19 protein-coding genes are annotated in these 17,621 nt (G+C 71.9%); 11 read left to right on the top strand and 8 right to left on the bottom strand.

The genetic code is table 11. The features are described from left to right. Positions 1-11 precede the first annotated feature (11 nt). Positions 12-1,187 carry a carbohydrate kinase family protein gene (locus ACZ4N4_RS04365; RefSeq protein ID WP_453573198.1) on the top strand — a complete coding sequence of 392 codons (1,176 nt, stop codon included), beginning with the start codon at positions 12-14 and terminating at the stop codon, positions 1,185-1,187. 165 nt (positions 1,188-1,352) lie between these two features. Here ACZ4N4_RS04365 and ACZ4N4_RS04360 read toward each other — a convergent pair whose 3' ends face one another. Further along, positions 1,353-2,042 carry an FAD binding domain-containing protein gene (locus ACZ4N4_RS04360; RefSeq protein WP_467584278.1) on the bottom strand — a complete coding sequence of 230 codons (690 nt, stop codon included), beginning with the start codon at positions 2,040-2,042 and terminating at the stop codon, positions 1,353-1,355. Positions 2,043-2,293: 251 nt separating this feature from the next. Between ACZ4N4_RS04360 and ACZ4N4_RS04355 the strand changes: the two genes are divergently transcribed. The 8 genes from ACZ4N4_RS04355 to ACZ4N4_RS04320 all read left to right on the top strand — a co-directional run bounded on the left by ACZ4N4_RS04355 (position 2,294) and on the right by ACZ4N4_RS04320 (position 9,504). Then, positions 2,294-3,361, top strand: a complete 1,068-nt coding sequence (locus ACZ4N4_RS04355; RefSeq protein ID WP_453572806.1) for a PhoH family protein — start codon at positions 2,294-2,296, stop codon at positions 3,359-3,361. A 14-nt stretch (positions 3,362-3,375) separates the two neighbouring features. Further along, entirely contained in the window at positions 3,376-3,873 is a 498-nt protein-coding gene (gene ybeY, locus ACZ4N4_RS04350) for an rRNA maturation RNase YbeY (protein WP_351691360.1), read from the top strand. Positions 3,874-3,891: 18 nt separating this feature from the next. Beyond that, positions 3,892-5,193 carry a hemolysin family protein gene (locus ACZ4N4_RS04345; protein WP_453572809.1) on the top strand — a complete coding sequence of 434 codons (1,302 nt, stop codon included), beginning with the start codon at positions 3,892-3,894 and terminating at the stop codon, positions 5,191-5,193. Next, the gene (locus ACZ4N4_RS04340) at positions 5,190-5,549 is read left to right on the top strand and encodes an MmcQ/YjbR family DNA-binding protein (RefSeq protein ID WP_467584273.1); all 360 of its coding nucleotides are present in this window, start codon (positions 5,190-5,192) and stop codon (positions 5,547-5,549) included. Before ACZ4N4_RS04345 ends, ACZ4N4_RS04340 begins: the two co-directional genes overlap by 4 nt. 50 nt (positions 5,550-5,599) lie before the next feature. After that, complete coding sequence (locus tag ACZ4N4_RS04335) at positions 5,600-5,950, top strand: cytidine deaminase (RefSeq protein WP_453572814.1); 351 nt, start codon at positions 5,600-5,602, stop codon at positions 5,948-5,950. Between the two features lie 453 nt (positions 5,951-6,403). Next, positions 6,404-6,871 (top strand): hypothetical protein, encoded by a 468-nt coding sequence (locus tag ACZ4N4_RS04330; RefSeq protein ID WP_450755506.1) that lies wholly within the window; start codon positions 6,404-6,406, stop codon positions 6,869-6,871. A gap of 154 nt (positions 6,872-7,025) precedes the next feature. After that, entirely contained in the window at positions 7,026-8,360 is a 1,335-nt protein-coding gene (locus ACZ4N4_RS04325; RefSeq protein ID WP_467584269.1) for a beta-xylosidase, read from the top strand. An 85-nt stretch (positions 8,361-8,445) separates the two neighbouring features. Next, positions 8,446-9,504, top strand: coding sequence for a DUF916 domain-containing protein (locus ACZ4N4_RS04320; protein ID WP_467584266.1), 1,059 nt, complete (start codon positions 8,446-8,448; stop codon positions 9,502-9,504). On the opposite strand, the gene ACZ4N4_RS04315 is transcribed toward ACZ4N4_RS04320, so the two are convergent. Continuing rightward, the gene (locus ACZ4N4_RS04315; protein ID WP_453572826.1) at positions 9,398-9,736 is read right to left on the bottom strand and encodes a P-II family nitrogen regulator; all 339 of its coding nucleotides are present in this window, start codon (positions 9,734-9,736) and stop codon (positions 9,398-9,400) included. The two genes, ACZ4N4_RS04320 and ACZ4N4_RS04315, sit on opposite strands and share 107 nt — an antisense overlap. Continuing rightward, on the bottom strand, positions 9,733-11,043 hold the full coding sequence (locus tag ACZ4N4_RS04310; protein ID WP_467584263.1) for an ammonium transporter: 1,311 nt from the start codon (positions 11,041-11,043) through the stop codon (positions 9,733-9,735). The genes ACZ4N4_RS04315 and ACZ4N4_RS04310 overlap by 4 nt, the downstream gene beginning before the upstream one ends. Positions 11,044-11,185: 142 nt before the next feature. On the opposite strand from ACZ4N4_RS04310, the gene era reads away from it, so the two are divergent. Beyond that, positions 11,186-12,154: a GTPase Era gene (era, locus tag ACZ4N4_RS04305; protein ID WP_453572832.1), complete on the top strand. Its 969-nt coding sequence runs from the start codon at positions 11,186-11,188 to the stop codon at positions 12,152-12,154. Positions 12,155-12,209: 55 nt separating this feature from the next. Here era and ACZ4N4_RS04300 read toward each other — a convergent pair whose 3' ends face one another. From ACZ4N4_RS04300 to ACZ4N4_RS04290, 3 genes are all read right to left on the bottom strand, one after another. Then, positions 12,210-12,701 carry a hypothetical protein gene (locus ACZ4N4_RS04300; RefSeq protein WP_467584260.1) on the bottom strand — a complete coding sequence of 164 codons (492 nt, stop codon included), beginning with the start codon at positions 12,699-12,701 and terminating at the stop codon, positions 12,210-12,212. After that, positions 12,698-12,901 carry a hypothetical protein gene (locus ACZ4N4_RS04295; protein WP_467584257.1) on the bottom strand — a complete coding sequence of 68 codons (204 nt, stop codon included), beginning with the start codon at positions 12,899-12,901 and terminating at the stop codon, positions 12,698-12,700. The genes ACZ4N4_RS04300 and ACZ4N4_RS04295 overlap by 4 nt, the downstream gene beginning before the upstream one ends. 188 nt (positions 12,902-13,089) lie before the next feature. Next, the gene (locus tag ACZ4N4_RS04290) at positions 13,090-13,938 is read right to left on the bottom strand and encodes a helix-turn-helix transcriptional regulator (RefSeq protein ID WP_467584254.1); all 849 of its coding nucleotides are present in this window, start codon (positions 13,936-13,938) and stop codon (positions 13,090-13,092) included. 140 nt (positions 13,939-14,078) lie between these two features. Here ACZ4N4_RS04290 and ACZ4N4_RS04285 point away from each other — a divergent pair, with 140 nt between their 5' ends. Then, the gene (locus tag ACZ4N4_RS04285; RefSeq protein ID WP_467584251.1) at positions 14,079-14,936 is read left to right on the top strand and encodes an NAD-dependent epimerase/dehydratase family protein; all 858 of its coding nucleotides are present in this window, start codon (positions 14,079-14,081) and stop codon (positions 14,934-14,936) included. A gap of 12 nt (positions 14,937-14,948) precedes the next feature. On the opposite strand, the gene ACZ4N4_RS04280 is transcribed toward ACZ4N4_RS04285, so the two are convergent. Together ACZ4N4_RS04280 and ACZ4N4_RS04275 are read right to left on the bottom strand one after the other, a co-directional pair. Then, positions 14,949-16,202, bottom strand: coding sequence for an MFS transporter (locus tag ACZ4N4_RS04280; protein WP_467584248.1), 1,254 nt, complete (start codon positions 16,200-16,202; stop codon positions 14,949-14,951). After that, the gene (locus ACZ4N4_RS04275; RefSeq protein ID WP_467584245.1) at positions 16,199-17,614 is read right to left on the bottom strand and encodes a GH1 family beta-glucosidase; all 1,416 of its coding nucleotides are present in this window, start codon (positions 17,612-17,614) and stop codon (positions 16,199-16,201) included. The genes ACZ4N4_RS04280 and ACZ4N4_RS04275 overlap by 4 nt, the downstream gene beginning before the upstream one ends. Between the last annotated feature and the right edge of the window lie 7 nt (positions 17,615-17,621).

Raw genomic sequence — 17,621 nt, 5'->3', positions numbered from 1 at the left:
GGGAGCGCACCGTGACCGCGTCCAACGCGTTCGCCGGAGAGGAACCGGAGTACCTCGACGACGACAGAGGAGCAACGACCCCGCACTGCGCCGCACAGGTCGACCCGCTGGCCGGCCTGCGCACGCCGGACGATCCGCCCTGGGACGTCTACCTCACCGGCACCGTCTTCCTCGACATCATCTTCACCGGCCTGCACTCCGCCCCCGTGCGCGGCACCGAGTCCTGGGCCCGGGGCATGGGCTCCAGCCCCGGCGGCATCGCCAACATGGCCACCGCGCTCGCCCGGCTCGGCCTGAAGACCTCCCTCGCGGCGGCCTTCGGCGACGACCACTACGGCGAGTACTGCTGGGACGCCCTCGAACAGGGCGAGGGCATCGACCTCTCCCCGTCGCGGACCGTGCGCGGCTGGCACTCGCCGGTCACCGTGTCCATGGCGTACGAGGGCGAGCGGACCATGGTCTCGCACGGCCACGAGCCGCCCGCCGACACGCTGTTCCGGCAGCAGAACGCCCCCGGCCACCCGGCCCACGCCCGCGCCGCCGTCGCCTCCCTCACGCCCGGCAAACGCAACCCCTGGATCGCCAAGGCCGCCGCCGAGGGCACCCGGATCTTCGCCGACGTCGGCTGGGACGACACCGGCGCGTGGGACCTGGCGGGGCTCGCCGATCTCGAACACTGCGAGGCGTTCCTGCCGAACGCCGAGGAGGCGCGGCGGTACACCGGCGCCGACTGCCCGCGCGCCGCGGCCCATGCCCTCACCGAGTACGTGCCCATCGCCGTCGTCACCCTCGGGGCGGAGGGGGCCTATGCCGTGGACGGGCGGACCGGGGAGTCCGCGGAGGTCCCGGCGATCGCCGTGGAGGCCCTCGACCCGACCGGTGCGGGTGATGTCTTCGTCGCCGGGTTCGTCACCGGCACGCTCGCGGACTGGCCGCTGGCCGACCGCCTCGCCTTCGCGGGCCTCACGGCGGCGCTCTCCGTCCAGGAGTTCGGCGGCTCCCTGTCCGCGCCCGGCTGGTCGGAGATCGGGGCGTGGTGGCGCAAGGTCCAGTCGGTGCCGGGCCAGGACCGGGCGGCGCTGCGGCGATACGCGTTCCTGGAGGGCCTGGTGCCGGAGGAGGACCAGGCGAGGCCGTGGCCCCTGCGGAGGGCGGTGCCGACGATCGGGTTCGGGCGCGCGGGGTGACTGCCGAGGTTGCGGGTGCGGGTGCGGCGCCGTCGTGGCTGGTCGCGCAGTTCGCCGCGCCCCTTCAGGTGGGACCAGCGCGGGGCGCCCCGAAAGGGGCGCGGGGAACTGCGCGACAAGCCCCCACCGGCCCGCGGCCGACGACCGGTGGTCACCACCCCGAGGCTAACCTCCGAGCACCCCGGCGACCTGCTCCCGCAGAAGCTTCCGTCCCGGTCCCGACACCCCGGCCAGCGCCCCGGCGAACAGCTCCTCCACCTCGCCCCCCTCGGCGCCCACCCTCCCGCTGCTCAGCACGTACCCCTCGCGTACCGCGACCCTCAGCACACCGTCCGTGTCCACGGCCGCCGCGGCGATCGTCGGTACCTCGCCGCCCGCCGGGTCCGCGACCTTCGCGTACGCCCCCTTCACCGGCTCCCGCCAGCGCAGCGCCAGCAGCACCGGCGCCTTCGCCTCCACCTCGGACAGGTCCACCTCGTCCACCCCGTCCGCCGTGAGCACCTCGGCCCACGCGTCCAGCACGATCGCCGCCGGCAGCAGATCCCGCAGGTTCGACCCGGCGATGTTCCCGCCCACCGTCGCCGTCCGGCGCACCGCCCCCGTGCCGACCCCCTTCGCCGCCTTCCGCAGCACTTCCGGAACCCGGTCGTCCACCTGGTGCAGAAGCACCGCACCCCCCAGCACGCCGCCCCCGATCGCCGTCGCTTCCGGCACCTTCCGCAGGGACACCGCCTGTTCCGGGAAGCCGTCCCGCTGCCAGACGGCCCAGACGAGGGTCGCACCGCCGACGGGTATCGCCCCCTCGGCCAGGCATTCCCGGGCCTCGGACACCGACGTGGGCAGACGCAGCAGCACGGCTACCTGCTTTCTGAACGGACAGGTGGCGTGGAGCGAACGCGGCCCCCCGACCACGCGTGGCAGTGACGGCCCGGATTCTGCCCCGGCGCGCCGGAGCGCATGCAGGGCTCACGGCTGCAACGGGGGCGCCTTCCGCTGTGAAAAGGCCTACGGCGTTGTCAGCCCCGCGTCGTACGCTTGGTAGCGCGAGGCCGCCCTCAGCTACGCGGCCGTGAAGAGGAGGAACCGCAGGCCTTAAGCGCCGGCCCATGACTCAGACACCCACAGCTCAGACTCCCGCGCAGCAGCAGGCCCGAGCTCAGTTCGAGGTTCCCGCCCAGCACCCGATGGTCACCGTGCTGGGATCCGGCGACTCCCTGCTGCGCGTGATCGAGAAGGCCTTCCCGGCGGCCGACATCCATGTCCGGGGCAATGAGATCAGCGCGGTCGGCGATGCCCGTGAAGTTGCCATCGTCCAGCGCCTGTTCGACGAGATGATGCTGGTGCTCCGCACCGGGCAGCCGATGACGGAGGACGCAGTGGAACGCTCGATCGCCATGTTGCGGGCGAGTGAGAACGGGGAGGGCCCGGAGGAGACCCCGGCCCAGGTTCTGACACAGAACATCCTGTCCTCGCGCGGCCGCACCATCCGCCCCAAGACCCTCAACCAGAAGCGGTACGTCGACGCGATCGACAAGCACACGATCGTCTTCGGCATCGGCCCCGCCGGTACCGGCAAGACCTACCTGGCCATGGCCAAGGCGGTGCAGGCCCTGCAGTCCAAGCAGGTCAACCGCATCATCCTGACCCGGCCGGCGGTCGAGGCGGGCGAGCGGCTCGGCTTCCTGCCGGGCACGCTCTACGAGAAGATCGACCCGTACCTGCGCCCGCTGTACGACGCGCTGCACGACATGCTCGACCCGGACTCGATCCCGCGCCTGATGGCGGCCGGGACGATCGAGGTGGCGCCGCTGGCCTACATGCGCGGCCGTACGCTCAACGACGCCTTCATCATTCTCGACGAGGCCCAGAACACCTCGCCCGAGCAGATGAAGATGTTCCTCACCCGGCTCGGCTTCGAGTCGAAGATCGTGATCACGGGCGACGTCACCCAGGTCGACCTGCCCAACGGGACCAAGTCCGGTCTGCGCCAGGTGCAGGACATCCTGGAAGGCGTGGAAGATGTGCACTTCTCCCGGCTGACGTCCCACGATGTCGTACGGCACAAGCTGGTGGGCCGTATCGTCGACGCGTACGAGCAGTACGACAGCACGCACGGCACGGAGAACGGCTCGCACCAGGGCGGCCGCTCGAAGTCCGGGCACAAGGGGAAGTAGACAAGCACAGCGCCATGTCGATCGACGTCAACAACGAGTCCGGAACCGAGGTCGACGAGCAGGCGATCCTCGACATCGCCCGCTACGCCCTCGCGCGGATGCGCATCCACCCGCTCTCCGAGCTCTCGGTGATCGTCGTGGACGCCGACGCCATGGAGCAGCTGCACATCCAGTGGATGGACCTGCCCGGGCCGACCGATGTCATGTCCTTCCCGATGGACGAGCTGCGGCCGCCGTCGAAGGACGAGGACGAGCCGCCGCAGGGGCTGCTCGGCGACATCGTGCTCTGCCCGGAGGTCGCCGCCAAGCAGGGTGCCGAGGCCGACACCCAGCACTCCATGGACGAGGAGCTCCAGCTGCTCACCGTCCATGGCGTGCTGCACCTGCTCGGCTACGACCACGAGGAGCCCGACGAGAAGGCCGAGATGTTCGGCCTGCAGGCGGCCATCGTGGACGGCTGGCGGGGGGAGAAGGGCCTGACCGGCCCCTCCCCGGCGCCGACGGTCTCCTAGCCGGGTGGTCGTCCAGGTATGAGTCCGCAGATCGTCGCCGGAGCGATCGCCCTGGTCGTGGTGGCGTGGCTGGCCGCCTGCGCCGAGGCCGGTATCGCCCGCGTCTCCAGCTTCCGCGCCGAGGAGGCCGTGAAGTCCGGGCGGCGCGGCAGCGCGAAACTCGCCCAGATCGCCGCCGACCCCACCCGCTACCTCAATGTCGCGCTGCTGGTCCGCGTCGCCTGCGAGATGGCCGCCGCGGCCCTGGTGACCTACGCCTGCCTCCAGGAGATCCCGACCACCTGGGAGGCGCTGCTCGCCGCGATCGGCGTGATGGTGCTCGTGTCGTACGTCGCCGTCGGCGTCTCCCCGCGCACCATCGGCCGCCAGCACCCGCTGAACACGGCCACGGCCGCCGCCTACGTGCTGCTGCCGCTGGCCAGGATCATGGGCCCGATCCCGTATCTCCTCATCCTCATCGGAAACGCCCTCACCCCGGGCAAGGGCTTCCGGCGCGGCCCGTTCGCCTCCGAGGCCGAACTGCGCGCCCTGGTCGACCTCGCCGAGAAGGAGTCCCTGATCGAGGACGAGGAGCGCCGGATGGTGCACTCGGTCTTCGAACTCGGTGACACGCTCGTGCGCGAGGTCATGGTGCCGCGCACCGACCTGGTGGTCATCGAGCGGTACAAGACCATCCGCCAGGCCCTGACGCTGGCGTTGCGCTCGGGCTTCTCGCGCATCCCCGTCACCGGGGAGAGCGAGGACGACATAGTCGGCATCGTGTATCTCAAGGACCTGGTCCGCAAGACGCACATCAGCCGGGACGCCGAGTCCGACCTGGTCTCCACCGCCATGCGGCCCGCGTTCTTCGTGCCCGACACCAAGAACGCCGGCGACCTGCTGCGCGAGATGCAGAAGGAACGCAACCACGTCGCCGTCGTCATCGACGAGTACGGCGGCACGGCCGGGATCGTCACCATCGAGGACATCCTGGAGGAGATCGTCGGCGAGATCACCGACGAGTACGACCGGGAGCTCCCGCCGGTCACCGACCTCGGCGACGACCGCTACCGGGTCACCGCCCGCCTCGACATCACCGACCTCGGCGAGCTGTACGGGCTCGAGGAGTACGACGACGAGGACGTGGAGACCGTCGGCGGGCTGCTCGCCAAGGCGCTCGGCCGGGTGCCCATCGCGGGCGCCGCCGCCCAGGTCGAACTCCCCGACGGACGGAAACTGGCCCTGACCGCGGAGGCCGCCGCCGGACGCCGGAACAAGATCGTGACGGTGCTGGTGGAGCCGGTGCCGGTGGCCCACGACCCCGAGGACGAGCCCGAATGACCCCCGACCGGCTCCGCGCCTGCTGCCTCTCCTTCAACGCGGCGGAGGAGGACTTCCCCTTCAACCCGGACATCTCGGTCTTCAAGGTCCTCGGCAAGATGTTCGCGCTGAGCTGGATGGACGCCCGCCCGCTGAAGGTCAACCTCAAGTGCGATCCCGACGACGCGGTCCGGCTGCGCACCGACCACGAGGGGCTGATCATCCCCGGGTACCACATGAACAAGCGCCACTGGAACACCGTGACCGTCGACGGCGGCCTCCCCGACCGGCTGGTGGAAGAGCTGATCGAGGACTCGTACGACCTGGTCGTGGCCGGCCTGCCGAGAGCGGAGCGGCTGCGGCTCGACCGGGCGTGACGCGGTGGCCGGGGTGCCTGACCCAGTCAAGTTGTTCGTATGCTCGGGGCATGACCGAGAGCAGTGCGCTTGATCCCGAGGACCGCAAGATCGTCACCCTGGCCCGTTCGGCCCGGGCCCGCAACGGGGTGCCCGAAGGGGCGGCCGTACGGGACTCGACGGGGCGGACGTATGTGGCGGGGACGGTGGAGCTGGCCTCGCTGCAGCTGAGCGCGCTGCGGACGGCGGTGGCAATGGCGGTGGCGTCGGGGGCGGAGTCGCTGGAGGCGGCGGCGGTTGTGAGCGGGGCCGGGGAGGTTGGCGCCGAGGACCTGGCCGCGGTGCGGGATCTCGGGGGACCGGGGACGCCGGTGCTGCTGGCGGGGCCGGACGGAGAGGTGCGGCTCACGGTCCCCGCGTAGCTTTCCCACCCACCGACCCACCCACCCGACTCGCTCCGCTGAGAAGCGAGGCGTTCTCTGACTCCGTCGGGGGAAGGGTGGGGGTCGGCTGACTGGAGGCGGGTGCGGCGCCGCTGTGGCTGGTCGCGCAGTTCCCCGCGCCCCTTTCGGGGCGCCTGTGCCGGTCCCACCTGAAGGGGTGCGGGGCTGTGTCAATTTGCGGCTCCGCCGCGTGGGCGCGACCAGCCCCACCCAGCCGCCCCCGCCCTCGGGCCGCACCACCCCGTCGCAGTCGGCCAGATTTCAACTTGTCGGTCCCCGTCTCTCGCGTATCAATGGGACCGTAAGTTCCGACGGACCGTCAGATTGTGATGGTGCGTCAGGTTCGGCCCCGCGGTGTGCCCGCATCCACCCGGACCGGGGTCGCCATCCCCACATGGCATTCCCACGCAACGGGAAGGGAGCCCGATCTCCATGAAACGCTTGACCACCGGTGCGGCACTCGCGGCGGGGGCCCTCGCCGCCACGGCGCTGGCCTTCGCCCCCTCGGCCGCCGCCGTCACCCCGACCACCGCCACCGTCACCGCCAGCTGCGGCATCTTCGGCGGCGGCGCGGCCACCCTCACCGCGACCCAGAGCGGTACCTCGGCCACCCTCACGCTCACCTCCAGCGCGATCACCACCCCGCTCGCCCTGTCGGCGAACTCCATCGCCTCCACGCTGACCATGGCCAACTCCACCGGCGGCAACGTCGTCTTCAGCGGCACCGTGAACCCGGCCATGGCGGCCGGCAGCGCCGTCACCGTCGGCCCGCTGCCCGGCACCGTCGCCTCCGGCGACAGCCTCGACTTCCACGGCGGCTCGCTCAAGATGGTCATCTTCGGCATCACCGTCACCTGTACGTCCAGCGCCGCCCAGTCCCCGGGTCCGTTCGTCTTCTGAGTCCGCTGACGGGTTCGTTCCGGATGCCGCAGAAGCTGATGAACCGTCAGGTTTCTGCGGCATCTCCATTGACTTCTCACGCGCCCTCCACATCAATGGCCCCCTGTCGGCGCAGAGGAGCCGCTGCGCCCGCAACCCTCAGGAGGGGGCTTCCATGGGTTCACCCCCAAGATCACGAAGATCCCGACGGTGGCGCTGGATCTCACTGTTCGGGGCGACCGCGCTCGCGGTCACGACGGGGGGCGCGCTGGCCTGTCCGGCCGGTGCCGCCGGGACGAACGTCGACTTCGCCACCCACTGCATCCCGCCCGCGGTCGCGGGCCTCCCGCCGATCGACGGCACCACCACCGCGAGCATCTCGGTGGACGACACCACCCCCAAGGTCGGCGACACGGTCACCGTGACCTACACCGTGGTCACACCCGCCGCCAACAACCCCACCGCCCTCGCCCTGCCGGCCGACATCATGACGCCGACCGGGAAGGTCACACTGGGCGGGGCGCAGAGCGGGGACGTCACGGTCACCGGGCCGAAGAAGAACGATCCGGTGCCCGGGCACGGGACCTTCCCGTCGTTCTCCATGACGGGGACGTTCACCGTCACCTCGCCGGGTGCCATCACCCTCTCGCCCGGCGACTACAACATCCACACCAGCTACATCCTGGAGCTGGACACCCCCTGCACGGTCACCAACCCGCCCGCCCCGGTGTCGGAGACCGTCACGGCGACCGACTCGACACCGGTCAACAACCGTGCCATCAGCCTGAGTTCGGCCTCCGGGAACCCCGGTGACAGCGTGACCGTCAGCGGCCGGAACTTCACGCCGGGCGCGAGTGTGACGCTGGCCGGGCGGTCCGGGTCCAGCCAGACCGCGGACACGGCCACCGCGACCGCGGGTTCCGACGGCTCCTTCAGCGCCCCGCTCACCGTCAACGACAAGACGACGAGCGGGATCGTGGCGTACGAGGGCGGTGCGTGGAGCGACACGGCGGGGGCCGGTCCGGCCGCCTACGTCGTCAACGACACCACGCCGGTGCCGGCCGGAAGCCAGAAGCTGACGACCACCGTCAAGGCGGGGACCCTGTCCATGTCCCAGGCCGGGGACTCCGTCGCGCTCTCGGCAGTCGACTTCGGTCAGGGCGGGGCATCGACGGGCAACCTGCAGACCGTCACCGTCAAGGACTTCCGCGGCGGTCCGGCCGGCTGGTCGCTCACCGGCAAGGTCACCGACTTCACCGGTCCCGGCGCCAAGATCGACGCCGGGAAGCTCAGCTGGACCCCGTCCTGTGCGACCAAGGCGGGCAGCCCGAGCACCTGTGCGGCCGGTTCCGCGGGCGCCGTCGGCGGTTCCGGAGCGACCCTCGCGTCGACCCCGGACTCCACCGTCACCGGCGGTGAGTTCACCGTCGGCGCCGGACTCTCCCTGGACGTACCGGCGTTCACACCTCCGGGGTCGTACTCCGGAGTCCTGACCCTGACGCTCAGCTGAGCCAACTCCCCAGTGGCGACCGGGCTTTCGAGCCAGCGGAGTCCCGGTCGCCACCCGACCCGCTTCCGACCGGGGGTCCGCACCCATGCGTCGAGTCAAGCCGTATGCCCTCCTCCTGAGCCTGCTTCTCGGACTCCTCCGCACGGCGGCTCCCGCGCACGCCGCCGACAACGGCAGCTGGTCCGTCTACCCGGTCGCCTCCAAGATCGCGGCGCGGCCGTACTTCTACCTCTCCCTCGACCCCGGGCAGACGATCACCGACAAGGTGGCCGTCGCCAACAAGACCGGCGAACCGCTCACCTTCCGGCTGTACGCGGCCGACGCCTACAACACCGCGCGGGACGGCGGGTTCGCCGTCCGCACGGTGAAGGAGAAGATGCGGGGCGTGGGGGCCTGGGCGAGCATCGCGAAGGCGCGGGTCACCGTGGCGCCGCACAGGACGGTCACCGTCGCCTTCACCCTGCGGGTGCCCCGGGGCGCCGAACCCGGTGACCATCCGGGGGCGATCGTGGCACTGGACGAGCGCGTCGATCCGGGGGCCGGCTCCCTCGCGCTCGGTGTGCAGCGGGCCGTCGGCGCCCGGGTCTATCTGCGGGTGAGCGGGCCGACGCTCCCGGCCGTCGCCGTCGAGCACGTGCACCTCACCCATCACCAGCCGCTGGTGCCCGGCCTCGGCGCCAGCACGGCCACCGTCTCCTACACCCTGCACAACACGGGGAACGTGACGTTGAACCCCCGGGTGCGGCTGCGGGCCGAGGGGCTCTTCGGCCGGACGCTGCTCAGCCGCGACCTCACCGGCGTCCCCTCCGAGCTGCTGCCGGGGGAGCGTGTGCGGCTCACCGCGCCCTGGCGGGACGCGCCCCAACTCGACTGGGGCGACGTGACGTTGACGGCCAGCGCGACCGGCACCAGGGAGTCGGCGAGCATGTCGTTCCTCGCGCTGCCGTGGCTCGTGGTGGGGCTGGCCTTCGTCGCCGGGGTGGCGGGCGGCGTGCTGCTCGCCCGGGCCCGCCGGGGCCGCGGTCTGCCGCGGCTGCTCAGAGGGCGTCGGGGCCGCGCTCGCCCGTCCGCACCCGTACGACCGTCTCCACCGGCAGTGCCCACACCTTCCCGTCCCCGATCTTCCCCGTCCGCGCGGCCTTGACGATCGCCTCGATCGCCGGCTCGGAGTCGGCGTCCTCGACGACGACCTCGATCCGGACCTTGGGGACCAGGTCGACCTGGTACTCGGCACCGCGGTACACCTCGGTGTGGCCACGCTGCCGGCCGTACCCGCTGGCCTCGGTCACGGTCAGGCCGTGCACCCCGATCTCCTGGAGGGCGGCCTTCACCGCGTCGAGGCGGTAGGGCTTGACGATCGCGGTGACGAGCTTCATGGGTGGGTCTTGACCTTCTGGGCGGAGGGGAGGACGGACGCGCTGACCGGGGCGCCGTGGCCCAGGACCCCGTGATCGTAAGCCGTCTCGGCGTGCACCGTAAGGTCCAGGCCGGTGTGCTCCTGCTCCTCGCTCGCCCGGAAGCCCAGCGTCCGGTCCAGCAGCTTGCCGAGGCCGTACGTCACGGTGAAGGCGTACGCCGCCACGGCCACCACCGCCACCGCCTGCCTGCCGAGCTGGGCGAGCCCGCCGCCGTAGAAGAGGCCCTCGGCGCCGCCGGTCATGGCCCGCTCCGCGAACAGGCCGATGAGGAGGGTGCCGATGACTCCGCCGACCAGGTGAACGCCGACGACGTCGAGCGAGTCGTCGTAGTTCAGCCGGAACTTCCAGGAGACCGCGTACGAGCAGACCACGCCCGCGGCGAGGCCGACGACCAGCGCGCCGAGCAGCGAGACCGAGCCGCAGGACGGGGTGATCGCGACCAGGCCGGCGACGGCGCCGGAGGCCGCGCCCAGGGTGGTCGGGTGGCCGTCCCGCTTCTGCTCGACGAAGAGCCAGCCCAGCAGGCCCGTGCAGCCGGCGGCCATGGTGTTGAGGAAGGCGGCGGCCGCGAGACCGTCGGCGCCGAGCGCGCTGCCCGCGTTGAAGCCGAACCAGCCGAACCAGAGCAGGCCGGCGCCCAGGACGACCATCGGGAGGTTGTGCGGGCGCATCGCGTCCTTCTTGAACCCGAGCCGCGGGCCCAGGACCAGGCACAGGGCCAGGCCGGAGGCGCCGGAGGTGATCTCGACGGGCAGGCCGCCGGCGAAGTCCAGGGCGCCGAGGTGCCGCACGATCCAGCCCCCCGGGCCCCACACCCAGTGCGCCACCGGAACGTATACCAGCAGCGCCCACACCGGCACGAACACCAGCCACGCCCCGAACCGCGCCCGGTCCGCGACCGCACCGCTGATCAGCGCGGCCGTGATGATCGCGAAGGTGAGCTGGAAGGTGGCGAAGAGGAGGGTGGGGACGGTGCCCTGCACGCTGTCCGGTCCGAGCCCGTGCATCCCGGCGTGCCGCAGCCCGCCGATGAGTCCCGCCCCGACGTCCTCCCCGAAGGCCAGTGAGTACCCGCCCGCCAGCCACACCACCGTCACCAGCGCGATCGACACGAAGCTCATCATCAGCATGTTGAGGACGCTCTTCGTGCGGACCATGCCGCCGTAGAACAGGGCCAGGCCCGGGGTCATCAGCAGGACCAGGGCGGTGGCGGCGAGCAGCCAGGCGGTGTCACCGGTGTCGGCGTGCGCGGCGGAGAGGGTCACGGGCGTCTCCAACGTCGTGGGGGCTCGTCAGAGATTCACCGGAACGCGTTTCCGGCCGCGTACGGATGTGTTTCCGTGACGTTTCGTTGCCTCTGGGTTACCGAAATCTCACGGTGCGGCGGGGGCTCGTGGATCAGGGAGAATGGGGGCCATGAGCGTTCGCAGCCAGTCCACCGAGCCGTCGGAATCGCCGGAGGCCGCCCACCGGGCGGGCTTCGCCTGTTTCGTCGGGCGCCCCAACGCGGGCAAGTCCACCCTCACGAACGCTCTGGTCGGGCAGAAGGTGGCGATCACCGCGAACCAGCCGCAGACCACGCGGCACACGGTGCGCGGCATCGTGCACCGGCCGGACGCGCAGCTGATCCTGGTCGACACCCCGGGCCTGCACAAGCCGCGCACGCTGCTCGGCGAGCGCCTCAACGACGTGGTCCGCACCACCTGGGCCGAGGTCGACGTGATCGGCTTCTGCCTGCCGGCGAACGAGAAGATCGGCCCCGGTGACCGCTTCATCGCCAAGGAGCTGGCCGGGATCCGCAAGACCCCGAAGATCGCGGTCGTCACCAAGACCGACCTGGTCGACTCCAAGACCCTCGCCGAGCAGCTGATCGCCATCGACCAGCTGGGCAAGGAGCTGGGCTTCGAGTGGGCCGAGATCGTGCCGGTGTCGGCGGTCGGTGACCAGCAGGTGAACCTGCTGGCCGACCTCCTCGTCCCGCTCCTCCCCGAGGGCCCGGCCCTCTACCCCGAGGGCGACCTCACGGACGAGCCCGAGCAGGTCATGATCGCGGAACTGATCCGTGAGGCGGCCCTGGAGGGCGTCCGCGACGAACTGCCGCACTCCATCGCCGTCGTGGTCGAGGAGATGCTCCCCCGCCCGGACCGCCCCGCCGACAAGCCCCTCCTGGACATCCACGCCAACCTCTACATCGAGCGCCCCAGCCAGAAGGGCATCGTCATCGGCCCCAAGGGCACGCGCCTGAAGGAGGTCGGCATCAAGTCACGCAAGCAGATCGAGGCACTGCTCGGCACCCCCGTCTTCCTCGACCTGCACGTGAAGGTGGCCAAGGACTGGCAGCGCGACCCGAAGCAGCTGCGGCGGCTGGGGTTCTGAGGGGGGGCTGCGCCGGGGCGTCCGGCAGCAGGCGGTGGCGCGGACGGCGGTCTCCTCAGCCGTCCCAGGGGGCGCGCAGTGGCTTGCGGCACCAGCGGTCGGGGAGCTGGGCGTGGTCCTTCGTCGGGCGCACCCAGGGGCGCAGTGAGCCTTCCGGGTCAGGAGCGCTCGCCGCGTCGAAGCGGGCGTCCAGCCCGGCCAGCAGCCTGCCGAGCGCACCGTCACGTGCCGCCGCGGGCAGGGTGTTCAGCACCTCGTCCAGGTTGTCCCGGGAGTCGAGGTCGTTGCCGTACGCGCTGATCGGGTAGTAGTCGTCAGCGTCCGTCCGGTCGGCTTCCATCCGGCGTACCAGGCGTTCCCAGGACGCGAAGCGGTCCGCGACCGAGTACACGGGCGTGGTGATCCGCTCCCGCAGATGCGGCGCGACCCGCGCCCGCTCCACCTCCAGCCGTTCCGCGTCACACCGTCCGACCGCCTCCAGCACCGGTTGCGGCAGCGTCTGCCACACGGCTCGGCTCTCCGGCGCGGACCAGAACACGTCACTCACCGCCCACTCACTCCTTCAACTGTGGTCCCGCCCACCGGGTCGATCTCCGCGACGATCCGGCAGCTGTCGTCGACGACGTACTTGTTCACCGCGCCTTCGGCGGTGGTGACGGTGGTGACCCTGGCGCCCGGCCAGGCAGGGTCGGTGCCCTCGTACTCCAGGGTGAGGGTGAGATGGCCGGCCTCGCCGCCCTCGGCCACACAGCGGTCGGCGTACCCGCAGCACCTGGGACGAGCACCACCAGCTCACGTCGTGGACCGACGAGCTGGGCCACACCACCCTGCGCGGTTACGACGGCCTCGGGCGGCTGTCGACCGCCGTGCGCCCGCAACCCCCGTTGCCGTTCTTCACTCATTGCGTGTGCGTCCCGGCAAAGGTACCCGGTGGGTCAATCGCGGCTCGGGGTCATGTCCTGCAGGCCCACCACCCGTAGCAGTTGCAGGCGTTCGTGGGACTCCGTGCCCGGGCGGGCCGTGTGGATGACGAGTTGCTGGTGGGTGTCGGCGTTGAGGAGGACCTCGCAGTCCAGTTCCAGGAGGCCGACCGTGGGGTGCAGGAAGCGCTTGGTCGTCGCGCGCCGTACCGACACCTCGTGTTCGGCCCAGAGGCGGGCGAACTCGTCGCTGCCCGCCAGGAGTTCGGCGACGAGCGCGGCGGGGACCGGGTCGGTGGGGCGGCCCGCGGCCACCGCCCGGAGGTTGGCGACGTGGTCCCGGGTGTGCGCCGGGCGGTCCTCCGGCGGGAACAGGTCGCGGGTCGAGGGGTCCAGGAAGTAGCGGCGGAGCAGGTTGCGTTCGCGCGGCGGGCGGGCCAGGACGTCGCCGCTCAGCGCCCGCGACAGCGCGTTCTGGGCCAGGACCTCGCCGTAGTCGGTCGTCACCAGCGCCGGGGTGTCGTGCAGCCGGTCCAGGACCAGGAGGAGGCCGGGACGGACGTGTGTGCTCGTCGCCTCCCGGCGCGGGGCTTCCTCGCCGGCCAGGTGGAACAGGTGATCGCGTTCGTCCTCCGTCAGGCGCAGCGCGCGGGCCATCGCCGTCAGCATCTGGCGGGAGGGGCGTGGGCCCCGGGACTGTTCGAGGCGGGTGTAGTAGTCCGCCGACATGCCTGCCAGGGACGCCACCTCCTCGCGGCGCAGGCCCGGGGTGCGGCGGCGGGCGCCGGGGGCCAGGCCCACGTCGGCGGGGTCCAGGCGGGTGCGGGCGTGGCGCAGGAAGTCGGCCAGTTCGGGGCGGTTCACCCCTCCAGGGTGGCCCGGGGCGCCCGGCTTATCCAGGGACTGCCGATCCCCTGATCGGGAGGTCTCTCCCGGCCGTCTCCGAGGAGACCGAGGCTGGTGGCACCAGCGCGAAGGAAGCGTAGGAAGCGAAGGAGAAGACCGTGATCACTCTTGTCACCGGTACGACGGGGCAGGTCGGACGGCGGTTCGTGCCGCGGCTGCTCACCCAGACCCGGCCGGGGGAGCAGGTACGGGTGCTCGTGCGGGACGCGGCCCGTGGGGAGCCGTTCGCCGGGCTGGGCGCCGAGGTCCTCGTCGGGGACCTGCGGGACGAGGAGGCGCTCGGCAAGGCCGTCGCCGGGGTGGACGCCGTCGTGAACGTCGCGGCCTCCTTCCGCGGGGTGCCCGACGAGGAGGCCTGGGCCGTCAACCGGGACGCGGCGGTGGCCCTGGGGAGGGCCGCGGTGTCCGCCGGGGTGCGGCGATTTGTGCAGGTCAGCACCGGGGTCGTGTACGGCACCGGGCGTGGCCGTCCGCTGACCGAGGAGGATGAGAGCAGGCCCGGCGGTGAGATGTGGGGCGCCTACGCCGAGTCCAAGGCAACCGCCGAACGGGAACTGCTCGCGTTGGACGGCGACACGGAGGTGCGGATCGCGCGGCTGCCCTTCGTCTATGGCGAGGGCGACCCCCACCTCGCCAACTCCCTGCACTGGGCCGCGCACTGGGCGCCCGCCCAGCGACTCCAGATGGCCCACCACGCGGATGTCGGCCAGGGCCTGATGCGTCTGCTGTACGCCCCGGCCGTGAACGGCCCGCTCCACAACATCGCCGACGACGCCCCCGTCACGACCGTGGAGCTGTACCGGCTCAACGGCATCGACGTGCCCGCGGACCTGCACACCCGCACCGACCCCGACCCCTGGTTCGGGATCATGTCCAACCAGAAGATCCGCCGGGACCTCGGCTTCCGGCCGATCTACCCGAGCGTCTGGACCGCCCGCGACGCCGGAGCCCTGTGAGCGGCTGAGCGGCTAGTCGACTCCCCGGATCCGCCCCACCAGCCCCGCCCCCGCCAGTCCGATCACCGCCGCCGCCAGGTAGAGCACCCGGTAGCCGCCCAGGTACGTCACGATCGGTGCGGCGAGGGCGGGTGCCGCCACCTGGGGCAGGGCGTTGGCCACGTTGATGACGCCGAGGTCCTTGCCGCGGTCCAGGGCCTTCGGCAGGACGTCCGTCATCAGGGCGAAGTCGACCGAGGTGAACACGCCGAAGCCGATGCCCAGGAAGGCCGCCGCGACGATCGCCCCCGGCCAGGTCTGCCACGCCGCCAGCAGCGCCGTCGCCGCCGCCATCAGCATCCCCGACCAGACCACGAACGGCTTGCGCCGCCCCGTCCGGTCCGACCAGACCCCGCCGACCACGACCGTCGCCATCAGCGTCAGCCCGTTCACCGCCGTCAGGATCAGCACACCCTGGTCGGGGTCGGAGTGGTGCAGGCGGTCGCGGAGGTAGTAGAGCAGGTACAGCAGGACCAGGGCGTTGCTGAGGTTGATCAGGAACCGGGTCAGCCACGCCCAGCCCAGGTCGGGGTACCGGCGCGGGCTCAGCCAGAACCCGGCGAGAAAGGGCCGCCAGGACCAGGGCGGCCGGTCCTGGCGGGTCAGCCGCAGATCCGGGTACCGGAGCACGTAGGGCAGCACTCCGGCCGTCGTGAACACTGCGCACGCCGCATAGCCCGCCCCGACGCCCCCGGCGGCCGTCGCCAGCCCCGTGCCGCCGACCACCCCGAGGATCTGGGCGGCTCCCAGCCAGCCGCCCACCGAACCCCGCTGGCTCCTCGGCACCCGGTCCGGCACGGCCGCCGTGACGGCCGCGAAGGCCGCGTTCAGCGTCAGCTGGACCAGGCACCAGCCCAGCATCATCGTCCCCATGCCGCCGGCGCCCGCGAGCAGCAGCAGCGACAGCGCCCCGCCCGCCGTGCCGGCGACGATCCACGGCGTACGGCGGCCCCAGCGGGACGCCGTACGGTCCGACAGCGCGCCGAAGACCGGGTTCGCCGCCAGCGACACCACCGCGCCCACGGCGGTCACCCACGCCAGCATCGTCTCCTTGGACATCCCGGAGCCGGGTGCGAAGTCCTTGGCCTGGGAGGCCAGGAGGATCTGCAGGGGGCCGTACCAGCCCACCCAGATCGCCCCGTTGGCGAGGGAGAGCGCCGACGTCCAGCCCCGGCCGACCTTCTCGGCCGGTTCCGCCAGCGCGGCCGGCGCCCCCGCCGTCGTCATCCCTGCGCCTGGGATCTCTGCGCCTGGGATCCCTGCGCCTGGGTCTTCTGTGCCCGGAGCAGGTCCCGGAACCAGCCGTACGACGACTTCGGCGTCCGTACCTGGGTGTCGTAGTCCACGTGGACCAGGCCGAAGCGGCGCGTGTACCCCTCCGCCCACTCGAAGTTGTCCAGCAGCGACCAGACGAAGTAGCCGCGCACGTCCACGCCGGCCTCCGCCGCCCGGTGCAGCGCCCGGATGTGACCGTCCAGGTAGGCGATACGCGCCTGGTCGTCGACGCCCTCGTAGGAGCAGCCGTTCTCGGTGATGACGATCGGCGGGAGCCGGTCTCCGTAGCGGTCCCGGAATCCGGTGAGGAGTTCCGTCAGGCCCTCCGGGACCACCGGCCAGCCGAAGTCCGTGACCGGCACGTCCTCGATGTCCTGCACGGAGAAGGGGAGTTCGGCGGGGAGGGTGAGTCCGCCGAACTCGATCTCGGTGCCCTGCGGGGCGCCCACCTTCGTCGGGGCGTAGTAGTTGACGCCGTACCAGTCGAGCGGCTCGGAGATCACCTTCAGGTCCGCGGCGACGTCGCCCGGCATCAGGTCGCCCATGCCCTCCGGGTACTCGCCCAGCAGAACCGGCTCCGCGAACAGGCGGTTGAGGAGGAGGTCGTAGAAGCCGGCCGCCTCCAGGTCCGGCTGCTCCCGGGAGGCCGGCCAGGTGGGGCCGTGGGAGTTGGCGATGCCGATGTCGGCGGCGCCCGCCGCGCGCAGCGCCCGTACGGCCAGGCCGTGGGCGAGGAGCTGGTGGTGGGCGACCGGGAGCGCGTCGAACATCAGCTGCTTGCCGGGGGCATGGGCGCCCAGGGCGTGGCCGAACAGGGTGTGTTCGGCGGGCTCGTTGAGGGTGATCCACTTCTGCACCCGGTCCCCGAGCCGGTCCGCGACCGTGGAGACGTAGTCGGCGAATCGTGCGGCGGTGTCCCGCTCCAGCCAGCCGCCCCCCGCGGCGGAGCCGCTGTCGGGCACAGCCTGAAGGGCCGTCGGCAGGTCCCAGTGGAAGAGGGTCGGGACCGGCCGTACGCCCGCCGCGCACAGCTCGTCCACGAGGCGGTCGTAGAAGTCCAGGCCGCCCGCCGAGCGCACCCGCGGCCAGGAGACCGAGAAGCGGTACGCGTCCACGCCGAGGCCGGCCAGCAGGGCCACGTCCTCGCGGTGGCGGTGGTAGTGGTCGCAGGCCACCGCCGCCGTCGAGCCGTCCTTGATCCGGCCCGGCTCGGCCGAGAACACGTCCCACACGGAGGGCTCGCGCTCGTCGGCCGCGCCCTCGATCTGGTGGGCCGAGGTCGACACACCCCACAGGAAGTCGTCGGGGAAACCGGGGAAACGGGGTATCGGACGGTCCGCGTCAGTCGCCATGGCCGGGATCATCCTTACC

The sequence above is a fragment of the Streptomyces sp. NPDC026538 genome (assembly GCF_055567535.1).
This window is presented reverse-complemented; position numbering and strand designations above follow the sequence as displayed.